The organism is Methylotuvimicrobium sp. KM1, assembly GCF_044788715.1.
Taxonomy (GTDB): domain Bacteria; phylum Pseudomonadota; class Gammaproteobacteria; order Methylococcales; family Methylomonadaceae; genus Methylotuvimicrobium.
Window position 1 is genome coordinate 1,419,810 of sequence record NZ_CP173170.1, and the last position, 21,896, is coordinate 1,441,705.

18 protein-coding genes and 2 pseudogenes are annotated in these 21,896 nt (G+C 45.3%); all 20 read left to right on the forward strand.

Translation table 11 applies throughout. The features are described from left to right. The first annotated feature begins 285 nt into the window (after positions 1-285). The 20 genes and pseudogenes from tnpA to ACINK7_RS06185 all read left to right on the forward strand — a co-directional run bounded on the left by tnpA (position 286) and on the right by ACINK7_RS06185 (position 21,890). The gene (gene tnpA, locus ACINK7_RS06090; protein ID WP_404355498.1) at positions 286-579 is read left to right on the forward strand and encodes an IS66 family insertion sequence element accessory protein TnpA; all 294 of its coding nucleotides are present in this window, start codon (positions 286-288) and stop codon (positions 577-579) included. Next, positions 567-917, forward strand: coding sequence for an IS66 family insertion sequence element accessory protein TnpB (gene tnpB / locus ACINK7_RS06095; protein ID WP_404355496.1), 351 nt, complete (start codon positions 567-569; stop codon positions 915-917). The genes tnpA and tnpB overlap by 13 nt, the downstream gene beginning before the upstream one ends. A gap of 85 nt (positions 918-1,002) precedes the next feature. Beyond that, positions 1,003-2,615: pseudogene (gene tnpC / locus ACINK7_RS06100) on the forward strand (IS66 family transposase). 339 nt (positions 2,616-2,954) lie between these two features. Further along, complete coding sequence (locus ACINK7_RS06105; protein ID WP_404360416.1) at positions 2,955-3,704, forward strand: hypothetical protein; 750 nt, start codon at positions 2,955-2,957, stop codon at positions 3,702-3,704. Then, positions 3,691-4,050: a hypothetical protein gene (locus ACINK7_RS06110; protein ID WP_404360417.1), complete on the forward strand. Its 360-nt coding sequence runs from the start codon at positions 3,691-3,693 to the stop codon at positions 4,048-4,050. Before ACINK7_RS06105 ends, ACINK7_RS06110 begins: the two co-directional genes overlap by 14 nt. A gap of 99 nt (positions 4,051-4,149) precedes the next feature. Further along, a pseudogene (locus ACINK7_RS06115) lies at positions 4,150-4,562 on the forward strand (integrase core domain-containing protein); the annotation flags it as partial. A 207-nt stretch (positions 4,563-4,769) separates the two neighbouring features. After that, positions 4,770-9,335 (forward strand): AAA domain-containing protein, encoded by a 4,566-nt coding sequence (locus tag ACINK7_RS06120; protein WP_404360418.1) that lies wholly within the window; start codon positions 4,770-4,772, stop codon positions 9,333-9,335. A gap of 334 nt (positions 9,336-9,669) precedes the next feature. Further along, the gene (locus ACINK7_RS06125) at positions 9,670-10,062 is read left to right on the forward strand and encodes a DUF6444 domain-containing protein (RefSeq protein WP_404360419.1); all 393 of its coding nucleotides are present in this window, start codon (positions 9,670-9,672) and stop codon (positions 10,060-10,062) included. Then, the gene (locus ACINK7_RS06130) at positions 10,059-10,415 is read left to right on the forward strand and encodes a hypothetical protein (protein ID WP_404360420.1); all 357 of its coding nucleotides are present in this window, start codon (positions 10,059-10,061) and stop codon (positions 10,413-10,415) included. Before ACINK7_RS06125 ends, ACINK7_RS06130 begins: the two co-directional genes overlap by 4 nt. A 1-nt stretch (position 10,416) precedes the next feature. Continuing rightward, positions 10,417-10,758, forward strand: coding sequence for a transposase (locus tag ACINK7_RS06135; RefSeq protein ID WP_404360421.1), 342 nt, complete (start codon positions 10,417-10,419; stop codon positions 10,756-10,758). A 223-nt stretch (positions 10,759-10,981) separates the two neighbouring features. Further along, positions 10,982-11,404, forward strand: coding sequence for a hypothetical protein (locus tag ACINK7_RS06140; protein ID WP_404360423.1), 423 nt, complete (start codon positions 10,982-10,984; stop codon positions 11,402-11,404). A 263-nt stretch (positions 11,405-11,667) separates the two neighbouring features. After that, complete coding sequence (locus ACINK7_RS06145) at positions 11,668-12,570, forward strand: helix-turn-helix transcriptional regulator (RefSeq protein WP_404360424.1); 903 nt, start codon at positions 11,668-11,670, stop codon at positions 12,568-12,570. A 23-nt stretch (positions 12,571-12,593) separates the two neighbouring features. Then, a complete protein-coding gene (locus ACINK7_RS06150; RefSeq protein ID WP_404360425.1) occupies positions 12,594-14,465 on the forward strand; it encodes a dynamin family protein in 1,872 nt (623 codons plus the stop codon). A 5-nt stretch (positions 14,466-14,470) separates the two neighbouring features. Then, the gene (locus tag ACINK7_RS06155) at positions 14,471-16,324 is read left to right on the forward strand and encodes a dynamin family protein (protein WP_404360426.1); all 1,854 of its coding nucleotides are present in this window, start codon (positions 14,471-14,473) and stop codon (positions 16,322-16,324) included. A gap of 83 nt (positions 16,325-16,407) precedes the next feature. Continuing rightward, positions 16,408-16,968: a hypothetical protein gene (locus ACINK7_RS06160; RefSeq protein ID WP_404360427.1), complete on the forward strand. Its 561-nt coding sequence runs from the start codon at positions 16,408-16,410 to the stop codon at positions 16,966-16,968. Further along, positions 16,940-18,766 (forward strand): dynamin family protein, encoded by a 1,827-nt coding sequence (locus tag ACINK7_RS06165; protein ID WP_404360428.1) that lies wholly within the window; start codon positions 16,940-16,942, stop codon positions 18,764-18,766. Before ACINK7_RS06160 ends, ACINK7_RS06165 begins: the two co-directional genes overlap by 29 nt. Positions 18,767-18,769: 3 nt before the next feature. Beyond that, entirely contained in the window at positions 18,770-19,129 is a 360-nt protein-coding gene (locus ACINK7_RS06170; RefSeq protein ID WP_404360429.1) for a hypothetical protein, read from the forward strand. A gap of 43 nt (positions 19,130-19,172) precedes the next feature. Next, complete coding sequence (locus ACINK7_RS06175) at positions 19,173-19,310, forward strand: hypothetical protein (RefSeq protein ID WP_404360430.1); 138 nt, start codon at positions 19,173-19,175, stop codon at positions 19,308-19,310. A 1,240-nt stretch (positions 19,311-20,550) separates the two neighbouring features. Further along, positions 20,551-21,120: a hypothetical protein gene (locus ACINK7_RS06180; RefSeq protein WP_404360431.1), complete on the forward strand. Its 570-nt coding sequence runs from the start codon at positions 20,551-20,553 to the stop codon at positions 21,118-21,120. A 2-nt stretch (positions 21,121-21,122) separates the two neighbouring features. After that, on the forward strand, positions 21,123-21,890 hold the full coding sequence (locus ACINK7_RS06185; RefSeq protein WP_404360432.1) for a hypothetical protein: 768 nt from the start codon (positions 21,123-21,125) through the stop codon (positions 21,888-21,890). Positions 21,891-21,896: the final 6 nt, after the last annotated feature.

Sequence of the window (21,896 nt, forward strand, 5' to 3'; positions counted from 1 at the left end):
GCTTATAGTTATAGCGCCTCAGCGCAAAATTCCGCAGGATTAACAATGCGTGTTCTACCAATGCTGCCGCATTGCAACAAACCTGAACGGTGATCCCCTGTCACTAGATAATCGGCATCACCAGTAATAGCTATAGCAAGCAAAAATAGCGTCGTCAGGATCCTCGACTTCAATTTCGATAATGAGTCGCTCTAGGACGATGGCACATTGTAAGCGTCCAACGCCACCATCTAAAAATCCCTCGCAGCCACTGTTATCCTCAGGATTTTTCCACGAGGAGAGCACATGGCATTATCGGACAAACAGAAACATCACATCGAAGCCTGGCAAGCCAGCGGATTGACGAAATCAGCGTATTGCCGTCAGACGGGTTTGAACGTCAAAACCTTTGGCCGCTGGTGCCGATTGGCTCGGCAAGCGGTTGACGCCGATGCGCCGACATTGATACCGGTCCGGCTGCAACCGGAGCCGGCGGTCTCGGGTTCGTTGTCGTTACGTTGGCCGCAAGGCCACGTTTTAGAGCTGCCGGTCAGTGTATCGCCGCATTGGCTCGGGGAGTTGCTGCAATGTCTGGTTTGATTGAGAGTCCGGCGCAAATCTGGCTGGCGGTCGAGCCGGTCGATATGAGGCGGGGCATCGATGGCTTGTCGGCGATTGTCCAACAGCGCTTAGGACATGCGCCATGCGCCGGGGCAGCGTTTATTTTTCGCAATCGCGCCGGTAATCGTTTGAAAGTGTTGCTGTGGGACGGCAATGGCGTTTGGTTGTGTCAACGCCGTCTGCATCGAGGCTCGTTTACCTGGCCCAAGGCCTCCGAAACCGTATTTGCCCTGAGTCAGGCGCAGTGGCAATGGTTGATTGCCGGGGTCGATTGGCAGCGCTTATCGGCGTCATCGTCAGCCGATTGGCAAGTCTAAAAGGCCTGAAAAAAACACGTAAAAATTCGTAGAAACCCAGTTGAATCAAGTGCTTCAGAGGGCTTGATAGGGTATAATAAGCCCCATGAATCCACTGGCCGAACTCGATCAATTGAACCTGGAGCCCGCCGCGAAAAACCATGTCGCGGCGTTGCTGCAGGCGCTTCTTGATCAAGCTGCTCAGGACGCCAAAACCATTGAGGCTAAAGAAGCTGACTCCAGGCTAAAGACCTCAAAATCGGCGCCCTGACCTACGAATTGGCCTACTACAAGCGTATCCGCTTCAGCACCAAGAGCGAAGCGCTGGCACCACTGCAACGCGACGTGTTCGAGGAAACTCTCGATGCCGACATTGCCGCTATCGAAGCCGAGGTCGAGCAGCTTCAAGACGGCCCGGCGTGTGATACTGTGGTTCGCCCCAAACGTCCGCGCGCCGGCCGCCAGCCCTTACCGGATCATTTGCCCCGCATCGAGCACCGTCACGACCCCGAATCCTGCACTTGCGGTCAGTGCGGCAAGGACTTGGTCAAGATCGGCGAAGACGTCACCGAACAACTGGACGTCGAGCCGGCTAAATTCTTTGTCCATCGTCATATCCGCCCGCAATATGCCTGCCGAGCCTGTGAAACCGTCACGGCGGCGCCGATTCCTCCAGCCGTGATCGACGGCGGTATGGCGGCAGTCGGCTTGCTGACCTGGGTGCTGATCGGCAAATTCCTCGATCACTTGCCGTTGTACCGATTGGAACAGATCGCCGCCCGTAGCGGTGTGATCTTGTCCCGCTCGACACTGGCCGATTGGGTCGGACGCCTCGGCGTCGCCCTGGAGCCCTTGGCCGATCGTTTAACCTGGCACTTATTGCATCGCGATAGCTTGCATGCCGACGAAACCCCGGTTTCGCAACTGGATCCCGGCAACGGCAAAACCAAGAAAGCCTATTTATGGGCTTATCGCAGCAACGATTTGCAACCCGGCCCCAAGATCCTCGTCTTCGACTACCAAGCCGGCCGGAGTGGCCGGCATGCGCAGCAATTTCTACAAGGCTGGCACGGTCACCTGCTGGTCGATGACTACAGTGGCTACAAAGCCCTGTTTGCGACGGCGCGTGCGCATCCCGAATCATCTTGCCTACTCGAACCGTGTGTCGAATTGGCGTGCTGGGCGCATGTGCGCCGAAAATTCTTCGATCTGTATCAGGCCAATCAGAGCCCGATCGCGCAGGAGGCGTTAAATCGTATCGCGGTCTTATATGTGGTAGAAGCCGACGCGCGGGAACTGACATCCCGAGAGCGCCAAACCCTTCGGGCCGAAAAAAGCCTGCCGGCACTCACGGACTTACACGACTGGCTGCACCAAACCCGGTTGCGCACCGCACCGAATACCGCGACCGCCAAAGCCATCGATCACGCGTTAAAACGCTGGCCAGCCCTGACACGATATGCCGAAACTGGCGATTTACCCATAGACAACAACCCGGTAGAAAACGCCATCCGGCCCATTGCCCTGGGCAAAAAAAACTGGCTGTTCGCCGGATCCGAGCGTGCCGGTCAACGGGCCGCCGTCATCCAAACCCTGCTCGGCACTGCCAAACTCAATGGCCTCGATCCCGCCGCTTGGTTAAATGAAACCCTGGAAAAACTCCCTACCTGGCCCAATAGCCGGATCGACGAGCTGTTGCCTTTCGACCATCTGGATTAAATCATGCTCAGTTGAGTACGAATAGGTGGCTCGGCTGGACGCTTACGAAAGTTTTTTAGATGGTGGCGTTGGACGCTTACGGCACATTGAAGGTTATTAACCATAGTACCTACTCTAGTGGGTTGAAGGATTTCCTTAAATTTTGGGTATCTGCTTGCTCGGCGTATCTCCTCTAGCTGTTCACGCGAGGTTCCAACATCAAAGCGAGCTGATCGCCATGCCCGATAAATCTTATCTGGAAAACCGTGATGGGAAATTAAAGCACTAAATAACTTACTGGTCATATAAGTCGTTGTTTCTTATCGTAGTGTTCCCAGAATCCTGGGCTTGTTCAACGCGATGTCCGGCGTTAGCCTGGGCTGGGTTCCGCATTTCACCTCCGTCATCAACTGGACTCTGCGTCTAGGTCTTGTGCGGCTCAAGCAAGTCAAAGCCATCAGCGAGTCTTGGTTGGCCATCATCGATCACTCCATCGACATTGGCACCAAAAAAGCATTGGTGGTGCTCCGGGTGCCTATTGCCGCCTTATCGCGAAGAGGTTCGGCCATTCAACTGGCCGACTGTGAATGTATCGGCTTGAGCATTAGCACACAGGTGACCGGTGAAACTATCGCGCAGGATTTGGCGGGTATTTTTAAGCAGGTAGGCATCCCTAAAGCCATTATCAAAGACGGTGACTACACCCTGCAAAAAGGCGTCCGGCTCTGGTCTGAGAAACACGCCGTTGATGTTCCCGTGATCGCCGACATTGGCCATTCGCTGGCGACCGCGCTGAAAAAACAATATGAAAACACCAAGGCCTACAAGCGTTTCATTCAATTGACGACCCAAGGCGCTAACCGTTTGCGGCAGACCGAATGGGCTTTTCTGATTCCGCCCAAACTCCGCAGCAAAGTACGCTTCCAAAACATTGGCCACTTAGGCCAATGGGCCGATAAAATGCTGGCGGTATTCGCCGTGCCGCGCCCCAAAAGGCAGTCTGTTGGACAAACTGCGTCAGGCGATGCCGGGTTTCCTGCGACTCAAGCCGTTCGTCCAGCGCTTTGCCCGCACCGCCCATGTCAGCGCGCAGGTCATGGAAATCCTTAAAAAGAAAGGGCTGGACCGCAACCAGTACGAACAATGCTGGCAACTTGCCGCTACCTTACCCTCTAATAGCCGGCTCAGAAAGCACCTGCAACAGGGGTTGCAACAGCACTTGTCGATCCAGCAACAACTAACCGACCAGCCGCTTTTGGTCAGTAGCGACATTATCGAATCGCTGTTCGGCAATTTTAAGCATATTATTGAACGCAGCCCGCAAGCCGACATGAATCGAACCACCTTGTTAATTCCGACGCTGTGTGGAACCTTGGATCCATCGGCTGTGGCAACAGCCCTCAGCCTTGCACGCCATGTGGATTTACACACTTGGGAGCAAGACAATATTCCCTAGACCCTACGCAAGAAACGCCAAGCTTTTTTTAACACCGCAGAAAGCCAAAAAGCGGGAAAATAGTTAGCTCGATTATGATCGAAATTTTCGACAGCCTAGCCCGTGGCTGCCTTGCTGGTCGATCTGGATATCGCCAAAACCCATAGCGCCCCTATGTCTCGGATGACAACCCGTATTCCGAGGCCCAATTCAAAACACTGAAGTATCGGCCTGATTTCCCTGACCGCTTCGGATGCATTGAGGATGCCCGCAGCCATGGCCAACGGTTTTTCCAGTGGTACAACCAGTCTCATTGCCACTCGGGCATCGGTTACATGACCCCGGCTACCGTCCATTTCGGCCTAGCCGATACGGTATACCAAGAGCGCGCCAAAACTCTGGAGGCTGCTTTCCTCGCCAATCCAAAGCGATTCAAAGGAAATTGCCCGCTGCCACCCAGCTTGCCCAGAGCCGTTTGGATCAATCCTACTCACGTTCAGGAGAACCTCAACCCAGAAATACACAACAATTAGACACTAAATAAATCAACTTGGTGTCTCAAAGTCATTGACACATTCCGCTTTAGTTTCTTTCATTCGTCTGAGTTGTAAGGATGGCGAATTTATAGTGCGGATAGCTAGAAAGGTCAATATACGACAAGCCTAGATGTTAATGCATTACTGCTTTCCTGTTAAGATATGCGGTATGTTTAGCTCTCTTTGATAAGGCAACAAACTAACATGGATAACCCAAAGGCACGGTTGGAAGATTTACTAAAATATACCTATCATCTTGGAGACCTTGCCAAGAAGCCCACTTTTAAAATCGAGGACTACAAACAGTTTCATATTTTTGAACATCAGTTAAAGGGGAAAATAGGTGTTCAACATAACGTCTTTATGCAAGACGGAACCTCGATTTGGTTACGCATTGAACGCCTTAAAAGAATTACCCCACCGGTTATTCCTGAAAACCTGAGCGAATGGGTTGAGATTGCTAATAATCCTGACACCTTTCCAGTAGTCAAAGAAACCATCATAAAAACATTGTCTGAACTTGAGGCCATTGCATGCGTTACTCAAGGATCTGTTGATAAGAATGATGTCAGTGATGCACTTAAAAATAGCGATCCTAATCTAAATCTGAAAGATGTAATCTTCAGGTTAGAGAATACCCCTAAAATAAAACAAGGCATTGACCAATACCTGAATGAAGAGTGGCTTATCTGGTCGGAAGAAGAAAAGCCGAGGCGTGAAACCATAAAAATTTACGATAGTTTGTTTTCCATTCAACAAACTATTGAATCTCAAGGTGATGAACAACCTGTCGAAATGGTTTGGGGGATTGGTATAGTGCGTTGGGTGTGCGAAGGACATTCCTTAGATATTCCTCTGATCGAAAAAACGGTTGAAATTGAAGTTAACGATCAAGATGGCTCCATTTATATTTATCCAAGAGCTGTTGAACCAAGCTTATCGGCAGGGCCATTTTTTGCCCTGGAAAATTCTGGAGTTGACGCTTTATTAAGATTTTCCCAGCACCATTTTGCAAGTTTGTCCGATGATGTAGAATTTTCGCCCTATATTCATGAAATCTTTGAACCTATCCTACGAAAAGCATCCACACAACTAAGTGAAAGCGGCATTTATTGGCCGGATGTTAATCCAAATAAAGAAAATAGAGAGCCTAATAAAGCGTCAGAAACGCTTGAAATTACTGATAGCTGGGTCATTTTTGTCAGACCTAGAAGTTTAAATGCTTTTTTGCAGGATATTGAGCGGTTCAAAACCAATTTAGAGTCGATAGAGGACGAAGAATATTTGCCATCGCCAACACTTAGGCTGGTCTCTGAGTTATCCAACGAGAAAAAAGTGATTAGCAATAATGGCCTATTATCAGGTGGCGACACGGATTCTGGCGCATCATTATTGAATGAGCGATTGCTATTTCCAAAACCTTTTAATGATGCGCAAGTTGAAATCATCAAAAGGCTTGATAAAAGCGATGGTGTTGTTGTGCAAGGCCCACCAGGTACCGGTAAAACACATACGATTGCCAATATTATTTGCCATTACCTGGCCACAGGGCGAAGCGTACTGGTTACATCAAAAGGAGAACCTGCGTTATCGGTTCTTCAGGATCAGATACCGGAAGAACTGAGAAATTTGACGATTAGTCTTTTGACAAACGAAAGAGACGGCATGAAACAGCTTGAGAAAGCCGTAGAAATGCTGGCGGCATTGGTGAGTCAAACCAATGTCAGGGATCTGAATAAAGAAGTTGAATCGCTTGAATCGCGTGTGGTACAGCTTGAAAAAGAAATCACCAAAATTGACAATGAATTTAAAGAACACGGATTAAAGCAGCTAACACCCATTGATCCTAGTCTAGCGTGGAAAGATGAAGCCGTAACAACCCTAGAGTTAGCCCAATATGTCATGAATGAGAATGGTTGTCATGACTGGCTAATCGACGAATTAGGCCCAGAAAGCACGTTCATTCCGCAGTTTTCTGATGTGCATATTACTGATCTTAGAGCGGCACGCAGAAATGTAGGTGGCGATATAAAATACGTTGGCAAAGTATTGCCAAACGAACAAGATCTTCCAGACTCCGCTCATTTAGCTTCGATACATAATGATCTCTCTGAAGCCGCTAAAATTACAGAAGAGACCAAAACTGAACACCTTCCCCCATTAGCCGTTTCTATCCCTAACTCTGTTGATAAGGCTAAAAATCTTTTAGAGCCATTAACGCACTTATTAAGTAGTGTGGAAGAAGTTAACCAACAGGACTGGCTGCAAAGAATATATCGACATTGGATCGACAATTCATCAGACACGATTATTCAACATTTTGAAGACTTGATGAAAGAGATGGCTTTATTAAGCAGTCAGCGTCAAGTCTTTGTTCAAACACTTGTTCAAGTCGAAGATCCATCCAGTGCTGTCGATGACATTAATGAGGCTCTAATCAATTTAATCAAGGGCAATAAACCATTTGGTGTCTTTTCTTTTGGCCATAAAGAGGCCAAGAAAATTATTGAGCAAATAAAGGTCAATGATGAAAAGCCAAAAAATAGTGATGAATGGAAAATCGTTAGAAATTATCTTGCTTTCCAGGCTAATGCTAAAAAATTTATTGTTAAATGGAATCATTTAGGCCATGAGTTAAATTTGCCAGTCTTGGAGTCCTCATATGGAAAGTCATACAAGGAATTCCAGGATATTTATAGTTTGGTTAACAATTCATATAAATCAACTAAGCTACTCAAAAATATCATTATCGTTGAGGCGAAAGAATTATTTCCTCATGGCGTTGCTTTCGAAAAACTTTCAAATGATACAGATGAGATCAAGAAACTCATTCGAGCTATCACGATGCACACCAGTCGAATTTTATTAGGCGCACAACGATTAAAGTTAGAGGATTTAACCAAAAAACTATCTGAGTCTGACGGACAAATCTCCGAAGACATGAAAGCGTTCTTGACGCATTCCATAGGAAACCAAAAACTATCGTCAGATGCCGTTATTTCGGAATGGCAACGATTATTAGCTGAGTTAACCCGCATAAAAAAATTATCGCCAAACTTTAATACGATTATCGAAGTCACTCAAAAAATCCATGATTCCGGTGCGCCTCATTGGGCGAATCAACTAAAAACTAATGAAGCTGATCTTGTGGAAGATGATCTACCCCCCTGTGATTGGTATGATTCATGGCAATGGAAACGCAGAGAAAAATATCTGCTGAACATCGATGGCCGCGAAAAACTAAAAGAATTATCCGAAAAACGAGAACGTTTGGATGTTGATCTTAAAAGGGCTTTTTCCGAGTTGATCAAACACAAAACCAGTATCGGTCTTCATCGAAACATGACAGAACGCGTACAAAGCGCACTAATGCGTTTTGTTTCAGCGATTTCGCACATTGGCAAAGGCACCGGAAAAAGAGCGCCACGGCACAGAAAAGACGCATACAGAGCAATGCAGGATTGTTTTTCTGGTGTACCTTGTTGGATTATCCCAACTTGGCGGGTTAGTGAGAGCTTACCTTCAGAATTTGGCTCATTTGATTTAGTTATTATTGACGAGGCATCGCAATCGGACATTACTGCGTTACCCGCAATTATGAGAGCTAAAAAGCTATTGGTGGTAGGTGACGATAAGCAAGTAAGTCCAACCGCTGCATTTGTTGCGGAAGAAAAGATTTTGCAGTTAAAGCATAACTTTCTAAGGCAACAACCTTTCTCAGAATTATTGCTGCCTGGTGTATCTATCTATGACCTAGCATGTTCGGTTTTTCCAAGTCAAAGGATCATGCTCACAGAGCATTTCCGTTGCGTGGAGTCGATCATTCGGTTCAGCATGCAATTTTACAACGAGCCACTTTTGCCATTGAGAATACCTAAAGCGTCAGAAAAAATAACCCCACCATTGGTCGATGTCTATGTTAAGGCTGGTATGCGTGATGAACGGAAAAGCATTAATGAATTAGAGGCAAAAGCCATTGTCGATGAAATAAAAACGATTATAGACAGCAGAAAATTTGAAGGTCGTTCAATAGGTGTTATTTCGCTGGTCGGCGCTCAGCAAGCCAAATACATTCAAGGTGAACTCCTTTTCGAATTGGGCGAGGAAGTTTATCAGCAATATCACATCGCATGTGGTGATGCGTCCACCTTTCAGGGTAAAGAGCGGGATATTATGTTTTTGTCCATGGTGGTTGGCCCAGGACAAGGTGTGGCCATGACAAAGCGCGAATACGAACAACGTTTCAACGTAGCCTTGTCTCGCGCCAGAGATCGGATGTATTTGTACCGCAGCATTGAAGAATCTGATTTAAAAAACGAGTCAGACTTAAAAATGAAAGTGATACAGCACTTTAAAACTCCCATGCCTCAACGCGATACACAAGTTAAGCACTTAATCGACCTGTGTGATTCCGAATTTGAGAGGAACGTCTTTAGCAAACTTAAAGATCACGGCTATAACGTGACACCACAAGTGAAAGTGGGCGCGTTTTCGATTGATATGGTGGTTGAAGGCTATAACGATAGGCGATTAGCTATTGAGTTGGATGGGGATAAATATCATCCACCTGAAAAATGGATGGATGACTGGAGCAGACAACGTACCTTAGAGCGTGTTGGATGGAAATTCTGGCGTTGCTGGGGGTCAAGCTACACGATTGATCCGGATGGCTGTTTCAATGATTTAGTGAATACTTTGAATAGTATGCAGATATTTCCTTGTGATGGCTCTAATTTGAATAATATTTACACGGAAAGTCGAATCATCTAAATACCGTCAAGGGAATCAAAGCCTTGTATCTCGCATGAATCGACGCCGTTTCTCAATGCTTTGCGATTTTTCGGCTAGAAAAACCGCAAGATGCTACGGATTCCAGTGATTACTCAACCTTCACTCGCTAGCGCATCGTTTCCAAGGTTTTGCTGCGTGTAAATGGAGTCATGCATTGAAAATGAATTTATAGACCATATTAAAATTATTTTATATAAATCAGTGTTTATATTTTTATAAAGCATGGTAACTATTCAGACCCCCACTACAAAAATCATCCAATCAGTCACTAAAAAACTGTATTTTTAAGCCACCAAGACGTATTCTTTGCGCCATGCAACTGAGCGATCATGACCAAAACCAACTGGATGAAGACAAGCTTCTTGACTTGCCGGAAGAGGCCTTGCGTCGCCTTTCGATTCGCTTGCTCAACGATCTCAAGGAAGCACGCGAGCGCTTGAAGCAAAACTCGCGCAATAGCTCCCGGCCACCCAGTAGTGAAGCACCGTGGGATAAGGCGAACGATACCGCCAGTGATACTGATGCGATAGACGCTGGCGAAGACACGCCGGACCAGGAGGCAGAGAATACATCTTCCGCGCCACCCGCTAAAAAATCCAAACAAGATTCTCAAGCCGACTCGTCTCAAGCTTCGGGTGATGTGCGTAAACCCGTTAAGCAGCCTGGTGCGCAAGGCTTCGGTAGACAGCACAAGTCCTGCCGGTGACCGACTATCAAGACCATCGTCCCGAGCTTTGCGCGTGTTGCGGTACTGTGTTCACGGCAAGTCAGCAAAAAGCGTATACCGCTTTTTATACCGTTGACCTCACCTGGGCTGACGCGAACGATCCGGGCTTGAGATTAATCACGACGCGGCATACCTATTATGAAGCGACGTGTCACTGCGGCCATGTGACGCGAGACGAACCGTATCGTCACGTGCCCCACGGCAGTTTGCCGAACGTCGTGTGCAGCGAATGGCGCCTGGTCGGCCCGGGTTTGGCTGCCTTGATTGTGTGTCTGGCCTATCGCATGCGGCTATCCCGAGAACGCATCCGCGAATTCTTGCAGGATTGGTAAAGTGGAAAGCCTGCGTGAAGCAACGCATAAAAAGACGCGTGAGCTGGCCGGTGAAATGCTCAATGATTGGGATGCGATCTTTCAGGTCGTTGCATCCTATCATTTGCCGTTGACCAACAACGAAGCCGAGCGGGCACTGCGGCACTGGGTGATTTTGAGACGCATCAGCTATGGCACTCGCACCGAACAAGGCTCGCGGGTATTCGCCATTTTAATCAGCGTGATCGAAACCTGCCGTAAAAGACAACAATCCCCTTGGCTTTATTTGGCTCTCGTCATTGATCATCAGTGGACCGGGCGGCCGATTCCAAAATTGCCTCCAGTAGCCTGGGGGACTGAATAGTTACATCAAGCTTGTCAAAAAACGACATGACCTGTCAGCGACAGTCAGTATGCTTACTGGCACTTCTGGGAAATAAAAAACAGAAGTGATTAAGGAAATATATATGACATGTAAAGTATGGAGGCGATTTGTAGAAAAGGTTGATCAAGGTTTTTCAAATATCTGATTAATCACTGAAAACCTAGAAAACCGATTCCTCTATCAAATTAACTTGGAGAAAAAAATGAGCTGGTGGGTATGGGTAATCATTATTTTGTTCGTTATTGGTGCAATATCAAATAGCGTTGGGGAACAAAACAATCAAAAGATGAAGAATGACATGCGAAAAAAACAAAAGGAAGCTGAAAACTATATCATGAATAGCGGGGATTCCGAGGCTATCAAGATGCTTATGTTGGCTCGAGCCAACCCTGCAAATTATAGTCAAATATTAGCAGGAGGAATGAACAAGGGAAATCCGACACTAAAAACAGCTTTAGGCGTTATGACTGGATTAGTCGTTGGAAATATCATCATAGATTCTATTAGTACGTCAGCCATTCAAAACGCATTGCAAAACATCGAGCCGAATTTAAATACCGTAGCTGATTTTGATGTCAGTGATGCTGGGGATTTTGATGGTTTTTTTGATGACATTGATTTTTAATATCGATCAACTTCATTGGGTTAACTTGCAATAGACAAATATTCTTTTATCAATTGCTTTTCTTTCAAGGAATGTCCACATAAGTAAGGGGTCCTAGCAATCCTATAACTCAATTGTGGACATTATTTAACTCATCATGAAATATCGAATGTATAGTCAACTCTCGAATCTTTATAGTTAACAGACAAATAATCGACAAACATAGCGTGGGTAGATAGAATTTTTCTGAATGTTATCTCTTGCTGAACATAGGAATAGTGAGTATGTCAAAAAATATCCATGACACACTCGTTTATCGACTCGCGCAAATACTGGTCAAGTTGAATCAAGGAGAAAGACTCGATCCTAAAGCGTTGGCCGATGAATTTGCCGTCAACATGCGCACGATTCAACGGGATTTGAATGAGCGTTTTGCTTACCTGCCAATCGAAAAAACCGATGGCAAGTACCATCTCAATCCGACCTATTTAGGGAAATTGAATACCAAAGACATTGACCGTTTTGCCAGTTTAGCGGGCATTAGCGGCTTGTTTCCCTCTTTGGCCGACGATTTTTTAAGGGATATTTTCGATAGCCGGCTTCAATCGGCCTTGTTGGTCAAAGGACACCATTACGAAAATCTTGCCGGTAAAGAAGAGCTCTTCCGTGAATTGGAGCGCGCTATCGTCGCACGTCGCCAAGTTTCATTCGAATATGAGAAACAGGAAGGTCTCAAGTTTTTTAGCTCGGTCTCGCCTTATAAATTAGTCAATCACAAAGGCATTTGGTATTTGGCGGCGTACGATAGCGACAAGCTGAAGTCGTTTTCACTCACCAAAATCAAGCATCTGACCACGCTGACAGAACACTTTGTCTGGGATGAGGCGCTCGACAACCAAATTGCCGAGGAAGATGGAATTTGGCTAACTGAACAAAAACAAGAGATCGTCATTCAGGTCCGCGCTGAAGTAGCAGACTATTTCAAACGTCGCCGTCTGATTGCCCATCAAGTCATCGAAAAAGAACTGTCCGATGGTGGCTTGATTATCTCGACAAAAGTGGGCCATATCAATCAGGTCTTGCCGATCGTTCGGTATTGGATTCCCCACTTACGCATTATTAGCCCCGACGGATTGCAAGCCGAGCTGGAAAAGGGCTTGGCGAATTATTTGGGAATGACGGATTAAAAGCATTTGAATACGAGGTTTATATGACAAAGGCCAACCTAACCGATTCATTAGAAAACCTGAGCGATCTGTTGCAAAACAGTAAAGCATCCGGTTTTTATGCATCATTGGAACTCGGTGATAACGAAAATGACCTGGCTAAACTGAAACAGCGCATCGAGTCGCCGCGTTTTGAAATTGCCGTCATAGGTGAATTTTCAACCGGAAAATCGACGTTCATCAATGCCCTATTGGAAGAAGAATTGCTTCCGGCCGCCTACCGACCGACAACCCATCAACTGATGCGGATCGAACACGATCCAAACTTGCGAACACTTCAAGTCGAGATTGAAACCACCGAATCTGAGGTTCTTGACCTGAGCCAGCAACAAATAAAAAAATTGGCGGCCGAAACGAATGAAACACTACTGATAAAAACTGCATTGCCTTTTCCTGCCAATCGTTTCGTCATTTACGATACGCCCGGAGTCAATGACTCGGCCGCATTGAGCGAGTCAATCATATTCGATTTATTGGGCAAAGTGGATGTCATTGTTTTCATGTTGCGTGCGGACAGCGCCTTGAAAGAAACCGAACGGCTCTTTCTGGAAAAATTGGTGTTGAAAAAAGATCTCGATAAATTCTTTTTTCTGATCAATTTTGCCGATATACCTGGACCGCATGAAATTGAAGAAGTGCGGAACTACGTTGTCACCCAGTTAGGACATTCATTAGAGTGGCCAATCAAAGAACTTGAGCAACGGATTTTTATTTATTCCGCTAAAACTGTTTTACAGCAACGTTTGCGTCATACGACTTCTAACCTATCTGGCTCCATTGATTTTGATGTCATACACAATCGCGTATTTGAAGCCATTCATGAATTCTCGCTCGAAAGGTTTGATAATTTGGTTGCCGATTTAGCCAATCAAGCAATCGCTGAAATCGTCAAATCGATTGACGGTAAACTATCGGCTGCCATTGAACACGCGGAGGGGAAAGATCAGGATTACGCTGAAGCTTTGTTGAAAATCAATGCGGAAATCAATGAATTCAAACTTGAAATTCATGCGAAAGAACTGGCTTTTCGCAATGAAATGCGTCAAAAGAAACATGCACTGATTGCGCAAATCGAAGCGGCATTCACGGAAATCAAAGACGAAATCCACGCGTTACTGATGGCAGAGGCGGTGTCGCAGGTGGGGGATGCGCTATGGGTCCAAAAACATCTGAGGAAGAAGATAGAGGATAGGCTCAATCCGTTGTTGGAACAGAACCTGCTGGACATGATCGGTACTTGCGAAGACTTTGATAAACAAATCTTGCCTTCCCTGAATAAGACGATTGACAAAATAGAAGGTATTCGCAAGACTTTTGATTTCGCCCCTATTTTGGCGGCTACGGGTTTGGCTACAGGAGGTTATGCGGTTATGAGTGCTCTTTTCCCCTGGGTCATAGGCGCAGCAGGAACTGCCTTGATTGGAGGCACCGTGCTAAGCCTGATTCCCGGTGCCGGCATTGCAATAGGTGGGGCCCTGGCGGCTGGCGCGACCGGTATGCTGAATCTGATGACAGGTGGTTCCGATTTGGCGATGCGTGCTTATCGGCAAATGCGCGACAAAATTCGGGGATGGGTCGACGACACTGACAAGCAACGCTATTGGGACGAATTGAACATCAAAATCGTCGATATCGAATATGCATTGATCCAACATATCGATCAGGCTTTGGATACTGATAAAATCGGTGACACCCTCATCGAACAGCATTTTCCTCTAAAGCAGGAAATCATTGCCAAACAAAAACAGCAAATCAATCAGGATCGTCAAGCGTTGGCCGAGCACATCGTCGAAATGAAACAATTGCGCCAAGACCTAATCGACATCATACGCCCCAAATCCCTTGAAAAAGGTTAAAAACAATGACCGATTTTGTATCCTTTCTTGAACGAAAACAACAATTATTGACGAATGCCTCACGTTTGAAAGAACTGGTTCAAACGCATCTAAAGGATCAAGACACCAGCATTTTGGAAAATTTCAAACGCGAAGTGCTCGAAGGTTTGTCGTTCAAAATTTTATGTATCGGCGATTTCAGCTCCGGCAAAAGCACATTTATCAACCGTTTTTTGTTGCAAGAAAATATTCTGCCGGCCTTTGCGAAACCCACCACCACCCGCCCGACCATAATTCGCTTTGGTGAACGACTCAAAGCTCAACTATATTTCCAGAACGAGGAGCAAGAGACGATCACGGAGAATGTAGCCGGTCGGTTGATGGAATCGGTCGCTGCCGGCGGATCGGATGTTGAAAAGGTCAGTCATGTCATTCTGGAGTCGCCATCGACGTTACTCGAAAAAGGTATTGAGCTTGTCGATGCACCGGGACTCAACGACCCCGATGCAGAGCGCATGAAAATCACCTTCGACTATTTGCACCAAGCCGATGCGATTTTGTTCTTTTTAAACGCCCAGCAACCCTGGACCCGTTATCAAAAGTCATTCTTTGAAAAAGATTTGTTGCGTCGTAAAGATATCGACAAGTTATTCATGCTAGCCAACTATTGGGATCAAATCGAGCATCAGGAGCGCGAAGAATTGCTCGAATACATCAAGGAACAATTACAAACTTCGTTGATGACATCCTCGGTCGATCAAAGTCGCACGATCGACTGGCCCATTTTGCCGGTTTCGGCGAAAACAGGCGAAAACGGCGAAGAGGTCACCACCCTGATCTGGAATTACTTAGCAGAGCGCAAATCATACGATGTCCTAGCCGAGCGTATCAAACGATTTAACGGCTATGTCAAAGACTATCTCCAGCGCATCGAAGAACAAATGCATCTGGCCCGAGAAGACCGGCAAACCCAAGAAAAAAGACGTGCGCTTTTGCAGCGGGAAATTGAAGGCTATAAAAAACAACGTGATGACTTCATCCAGCATCTCAAAAAAGCCTTGAGACCCGAATTCGAAGAATATCAGCGCACGGTAGAGGACTTGTTTGTTCAAGCGATGCGCAAACTGCGTTCGATGATGACGCAGCTTTTGCAAGAGGATCTCGGTAGCAGTGATATGAATATCCGACTGAGTTGCCGGCTGAGTCAGTTACAAGAGGATCTGGGGTACGATATGAACGTGAAAGAGCGCCGTTTTCAGGAGCGGCTCAAAGACCGAATTGAAGAACAAAAAGGCTTGCTCGATATGTCTTTCAACTACGACCTTCAAGCACCAAATTATTTTCTGATACCGCAAAAAGTGTCTTCCTATGGTTGGACAACGGCCAGCGTCGCTTCGGGTTCGGTCGGTGCATTAAGCTTTCTGGTTGGCGCCGGAGCGATTTGGCAGACCTTGGCGACACCAGTCGCTACGCCTTCCGCATTGGCGGCGATCACAACCTGGGCCATGGGATCAGCGCCTGTTGCGGCATCTAGCGCGATGACCCTAGGATTGCCCGGTATTGCCGTTGGAATTATTGGCGTTGGCACGGCTTTCTATTTTCGGCGTAGATCGGAGCGACACCTCAAAGAACAACTGCAGGAGATAACCGAAAAAACCGAGCAAACGCTGACAAGCATCAAGCGACAAGTCATCGATCACATGGTGCAGAATCGGACTCAGAATATCGACCGACTCTGCGAGCATGTTGATCATGAGATTATTCAAAGGTACCAACAAAAACTCACCGAAATGAACAGTGTGCTCAATATGAATAATCAAGGCTGTCATTTGCAGGGGATTTATGAGCAGATCGACGAATTAAGGCTCAGAGTCAATTAAAGGCAGGATCCATGACAATAGCAGTTCTCTGATTCAAAAATCAAAATCTAAGCGCCTGTAGATAAAATCAGCAAGCAAAGAAGATGAACAAAACCATTAATGGATTCATAAAAGCTATGCAGCAAAGAAGAGAGGATAAGGAGAAAACAATGGAAAATATTGAAGAATTAAAAGAAGAGCTCGCGATTGCATTATCAAGTGTGGAGCTCGATGAAGGCACAAAAGTGGCTGTACTAAAATCGATCATTTTGAAAGTGAACGATGCGATCAGTCATTCGTCGCTTAAGGAAAAATTGGGGATCATGTATGACTACGAAAAACAATATTTAGCGTTGCTCAAAGAGTACAAAGAAGAAATCAAGTTTGTTGTTAATCTTCAGGAAGAGCTAAGAAAAGAAAGAACCAAATTTTTTTCCGAATCACTGAAGGAAGTTGCTGAAGCGCTAAAAGAAGCTCAAGTCGATAACGACGTAGCCAGTCTCTGGATCAAAGAACTGGTCAAAAGTTACACGAGCAGTCTTGATATATCCAGCAACCTGATGGATGAAAATGTCACTGGTATTTTTGCGGAACTGAAAAAAATGGAAAAATCTGAATTAAACAAATTGGTTGAAAGTGAACAAAAAAATTCGACAACGCCATGAAATTATCAACACCTTGGTCTTATTGAAAGCGGCAAGATCTCAACTGATTGATGATTTTTTAAAGCGAGATTCATACATATACAACCCATCTATCAACGAGAAAAACAATCTTTCGGTCTTAAAAACGTATGTCGACTCCTATTTTAAAATGAATAAAAGCCAGGTTCTCAAAGATAACCTAATGGTTGTAAATACACGTAAAATCCGTTCGAAATTAAGTGGCCAATACCCGTCGATAGAGCAAATATTGGATCGGATCGACCATGTGATCAGTCAACCGTTGACGGTAGTGGTGATGGGTGAATTCAGCGCCGGTAAGTCCAGTTTTTTGAATCGTCTATTACATATCGATACGCTACCGGTATCGGTGTTGCCGAAAACGGCGACAGTGACACGGCTGGTTTATGGCACGGAACCGAGCACCGAAATCGAATACGATCATGACGGAAAAAGGAGTGTCGTTGTCAAACCGGGTCATCAAGCTTTTGCCGAATTACAACGTGCCAGTAAAGTCTCTGAAGCGCATTATTCCGCAGAATTTGAGCACATTCGGGAAATTCGCGTGGCGGTTAATCATCCAGTGTTGAATAAACTGCAATTGATAGATACGCCTGGTTTCAATCATGACGAGGTGATGGATCAAAAAAGCTTGAGCATTTTAAGTCAGACCGATGTCGTGATTTGGCTGGCAGATTACAACCAGTTGGCCAAACAAACCGAATTCGAAAAGCTTAAACTAATACAAGAAAATATTCCTAATCTTTATCTGGTCATTAACAAGGGTGACGTTCATATCGGTGACAGTGCCTCATATCAAAGTGCGTTGGCCGACATAAAGAAAAGTCTGTCCGACAATCAGTTCATCGATTTCTTTGAAAAAACCGATTTATTTCTGATCTCCAGCCGTTCGACCGATGCGTTTTGGGATGGTATTTTTCATCAGTTTCTAGCCCGTTTTAGCGAATCGGTTTTAAACGCGGATCTTCGGATATCGTTGTCGCTGCTCAATTTTCACTATCAACAGCTCCATGACGCGCTGAAGAGTGTAAAAGAACGCTATCAGGCAATAGATGCGCGTCTGACACAATACAAAAAAAAACATGCACTTGAGGTGGTTTTTGAACAGTGCAACGAACAACTTTATATATTTCTCCAAGAGCTAGTTACACAGTTAATGGCATATCTAAGGGATTATAATAAAAATAAAGTTCAATCAGATTTATATGTCTTAAATACTTTTGTTGCGGATTATTCAAAGAGTAGTATATATCAATGTTTTTGTGAGCTAAGAAAAGAATATTCATTCTTCATAGACAAACTAGAGCAACAATATCAACAAGAGCTTACAGAGTGGTTAAAAATTTTAGGCGGTTTAATACCAAATTATTATTCAGAATTGTGCGATCGAATCGAAAGATTAAGCTCATATTTGGCGCTCGAAACAGCGCAAAACTCAACGAGTCCCGATCATCTATTGCCGGCAGTCGGGCAGACTGTTGAGGTAATGGGGCATATTGCTTGGCAATATGACTATACAAAGAGTTTGAGCAGTCAATGGAAGGTCAATTATTTGAGAGTTGATGAAAATGCACTTGAAATAAGCTATTCACCTAAAAAAATGAGCCTAGCTGAATATATTGAAAACAATATTAGAGAATCCCTTGAGAAAGATTATCAAGCCGATCTATCTCGTATGCTTTTCAATCCGGTCTTGTACTCGATAATCGAAGAAACAGAGAAAATATGCTATCAAGCAAAAACCTGTTTTGTCACCTTGGAACAAATAATGAAAGAATAACTCATGAAAAAACCATTGATGCTATCCAAAGAAGAGCAAATTTATTTCATGCGATCATTATATTCAGTTTTTATGATTGATTACAAATTGCATGAAGTTGAGCAAGGCGCTTTGGGAATACTTGAGACTCAGTTTGATATATCAAAAGATCTTTATAGCTATCCTATTTTTAAAAATACAGAAGAAATAGCAAATGAAATTAATAAAATCAAAGACTTTCAGGTAAGACGCTGCTTTATGCATATGATACACGAGGTCTATCATGAAATAATAAAAGGATTTTTCAGCGGACCAAACACAGAAGAAGCTAAGCTTTTCAGGAAATTATATGATGATTTAAAAATCAGAATAAATCTTGAATAAGTTTAAAATTAAAATAGTGCCTAGCAATAAACTGGAAAGTTAAATGAGTAATATCATACTTCGAGAGCAAGGTGACTCTGTTGTCATTCCTCAAAAAGGAATGGAGTTGTCTGAATATAATCCAGGTGAAACTAAGATACGAGCCATTTTGAAATGGAATAAAGCCGTTGATTTAGAGTAACTATTCATCCCCTCGGAAATTATAGTGGGTAGGCTGGTGGTTATCCTCCAGCCTACCCACTATAGGGGATGTGAATAATTACAACAAAAGGTGTCCGGCTGCTTTCGGGCCGAAGAATATGCCAATGCCTATTGCCGAATATCCAGTTATCTGCAAACCATGGCCAATCTGGGCTATAATCCGCTTATCGCGATTCAAATGGCTCTTGCTGGGAATGTTCCGAATATAGGGTGTGAGTAGTTACGAAAAAAGAAACCACTCAGTGGCGTGATAAAGTTTCTAAATTGGCGTTAGCTTTTCTTGAGAAAAGTTTCGACTTTTCGCTGCCCGAAATTGATACGGTTTATGAGTCAAAAAAAGATAGAGCAGTAAAATTTCTTTTTAAGCTTAAAGACAATCATAAGGTTGAAACCGTCCTAATCCCATTTAACAATAAATATTCAATTTGCCTTTCATCACAGGTTGGCTGCGCAATGAATTGTTCGTTTTGTTTTAACCGGAGAACAAGGGCTGAAAAGGAATTTGACCACAAATGAAATTGTTGGCCAGTTCCTGCAGGCTTGGCGTTGGTTGGCGACAAATTAGAAGTAGTTTATCGATGACTGCTAAGGGTTCTACTTATAGCCATTCGGAAATATGGGTTGAGTGGTTCTTGTGAGTCGACGAGCGACTTTACTCCGAGTCTTAAAACATCCACCTCCCAAAACCCAAGCCATCGTGGCCATTCCCGCCGGAAAGCCCAACCTCATCATCGTATCCCCGAACTTACCCAACATAGCCACGTAATTCGATAGAAGCTGACAACCGAAGGCTGGCCGGATTTCTAAACACTACGACGGGCTTTTGGAAATTAGTGAATGAATGCTGGCTAATGAAAATTTAGCGTACTATTTTCAAAATTCCGAGACACCCAGAAACGAAGGTCAAATCAACCCGGGCGCTACTGCTTATTTTACACAAACATCCTTACGGCCTGCATATACACATTCATTCAATAATATCGGCCAACGATAATGGGAAAGGGCAGAAAAGGCAAAAGACGGAAAGGGAAGAAGTACGGGAAATAGTTTCAAAAGGAATGGAAAAAGGACAAAGGGAAGAAGGGAAGGGGGCCCTAATGGAAAGGGCCTATCCGGAAAGGGTAAAACCCTATGAAATCGTAAAAAGGGTTTTTTATTGTTGAAATCCCAGCAAACCCGCAGACTTCTGTGTAACAAAACCCAGCTATCACAGAGTCGACATGATGAAAACTTCCATAAAAATCCTGTTCCAGTGCTTCGCACTATCGCTGGTCGCCGGCTGTGCCGCGCAAGGCGGCAAAGCACCGAACAATGAACTTAAAACGGCCACGCCGGCTGAGCAGCCCGCGCCGGAAATCAACGAACCCCGTTATTCACTAATCAGCGCAAAATTCAAACCTGCCGCAGTCGTCCAGACCGGTCGATACTCGTTTGTTCCAGCAATTCCAACGCTCCCGCAACGGGAACCCTTGCAAGTCATCGTCACTGTCACTATTCCGAACGACCTGCAAACTGTCGGGGATACCGTTCATTATCTACTGAGGCGAAGCGGCTATAGCGTGGAAAATTCGCCAACACTGAATCCGCACGCCGTTCGAATGTTCCTGAACCCGTTGCCCGACGTGCAACGGAGTCTTGGACCCATGACCTTGCATGATGCTCTGACGGTCTTGGTCACGCCGGAGCTTGTCCCCGTCATCGATCCCATCAGACGGCGGATTAATTACATAGGAACCGCAGAACCGGACAATCGCAATGCCAGCACACCTATTGCCGCTAACGGAGAATAATCATGCCGGAGAACAACGAAACCCTAAACAACGACGAAACCATAGCCTTGCAACCGATTCCGGCCTGGATGAAATACGGTGGAGCGGGGCTGCTCGCCGTTGTCGTCATCATCGTACTATATACAACGGCCGGCGATGATGAGCCGGCAACCCATCTGGTGGATTTGGAAAGCGAAAGTCGATCTTCTTTTCCTCCACTCCCTGAAAATATCGATGCACAGCCGATAGGCGTAGCAAAAGAACTGGAACAAACACCTGAAATCGAGACGGAAAAGTTGGCCGAAGCCCGTAACGCCGTTCCAGAACTCAGCCTGCCATTGGCTTCGGATACGAGCGAAACCTTAAAAAAACTGGAACAGCTACAAATCGATCTAAGCGAATTTGAGACAGCCAACGACAGCCGGCAAAACCAACAAGACGCGCTCATCAAGGAATTGCAAGACCGCCTGATCGCTCAACAACTACAAATCGATCAAGTATTAGATCGTCTCAAACCTAAAAAACCCATCCAACAACCTGTAAAGCAATTCAAACCCAAATCCAAACCCAAACCCAAACCTCGTCCTGTCATGGCTCCTTTTTCCTTGGTCAGCGTCGATCAATGGGGGAGCGAGTTCTATGCGGTGTTTCGTTATCAAGGACAGTTGGTAGAACTGACGATAGGGCAAGCGATCGACCAATGGATTGTTGAAGACATGAATAGGGCAATAGGGACCGTAACCATCAAAAATCAATCCGGAGAGCGTAAGGTGCTCTCCCTACAGTCCTAAGTCAAG

Bases quoted from the DNA above. Each gene is read 5' to 3' on its own strand.
- tnpA (WP_404355498.1), top strand. From the start codon at position 286: ATGGCATTATCGGACAAACAGAAACATCACATCGAAGCCTGGCAAGCC.
- tnpB (WP_404355496.1), top strand. From the start codon at position 567: ATGTCTGGTTTGATTGAGAGTCCGGCGCAAATCTGGCTGGCGGTCGAG.
- ACINK7_RS06105 (WP_404360416.1), top strand. From the start codon at position 2,955: ATGTCCGGCGTTAGCCTGGGCTGGGTTCCGCATTTCACCTCCGTCATC.
- ACINK7_RS06110 (WP_404360417.1), top strand. From the start codon at position 3,691: ATGGAAATCCTTAAAAAGAAAGGGCTGGACCGCAACCAGTACGAACAA.
- ACINK7_RS06120 (WP_404360418.1), top strand. From the start codon at position 4,770: ATGGATAACCCAAAGGCACGGTTGGAAGATTTACTAAAATATACCTAT.
- ACINK7_RS06125 (WP_404360419.1), top strand. From the start codon at position 9,670: ATGCAACTGAGCGATCATGACCAAAACCAACTGGATGAAGACAAGCTT.
- ACINK7_RS06140 (WP_404360423.1), top strand. From the start codon at position 10,982: ATGAGCTGGTGGGTATGGGTAATCATTATTTTGTTCGTTATTGGTGCA.
- ACINK7_RS06145 (WP_404360424.1), top strand. From the start codon at position 11,668: ATGTCAAAAAATATCCATGACACACTCGTTTATCGACTCGCGCAAATA.
- ACINK7_RS06150 (WP_404360425.1), top strand. From the start codon at position 12,594: ATGACAAAGGCCAACCTAACCGATTCATTAGAAAACCTGAGCGATCTG.
- ACINK7_RS06155 (WP_404360426.1), top strand. From the start codon at position 14,471: ATGACCGATTTTGTATCCTTTCTTGAACGAAAACAACAATTATTGACG.
- ACINK7_RS06160 (WP_404360427.1), top strand. From the start codon at position 16,408: ATGAACAAAACCATTAATGGATTCATAAAAGCTATGCAGCAAAGAAGA.
- ACINK7_RS06170 (WP_404360429.1), top strand. From the start codon at position 18,770: ATGAAAAAACCATTGATGCTATCCAAAGAAGAGCAAATTTATTTCATG.
- ACINK7_RS06175 (WP_404360430.1), top strand. From the start codon at position 19,173: ATGAGTAATATCATACTTCGAGAGCAAGGTGACTCTGTTGTCATTCCT.
- ACINK7_RS06180 (WP_404360431.1), top strand. From the start codon at position 20,551: ATGATGAAAACTTCCATAAAAATCCTGTTCCAGTGCTTCGCACTATCG.
- ACINK7_RS06185 (WP_404360432.1), top strand. From the start codon at position 21,123: ATGCCGGAGAACAACGAAACCCTAAACAACGACGAAACCATAGCCTTG.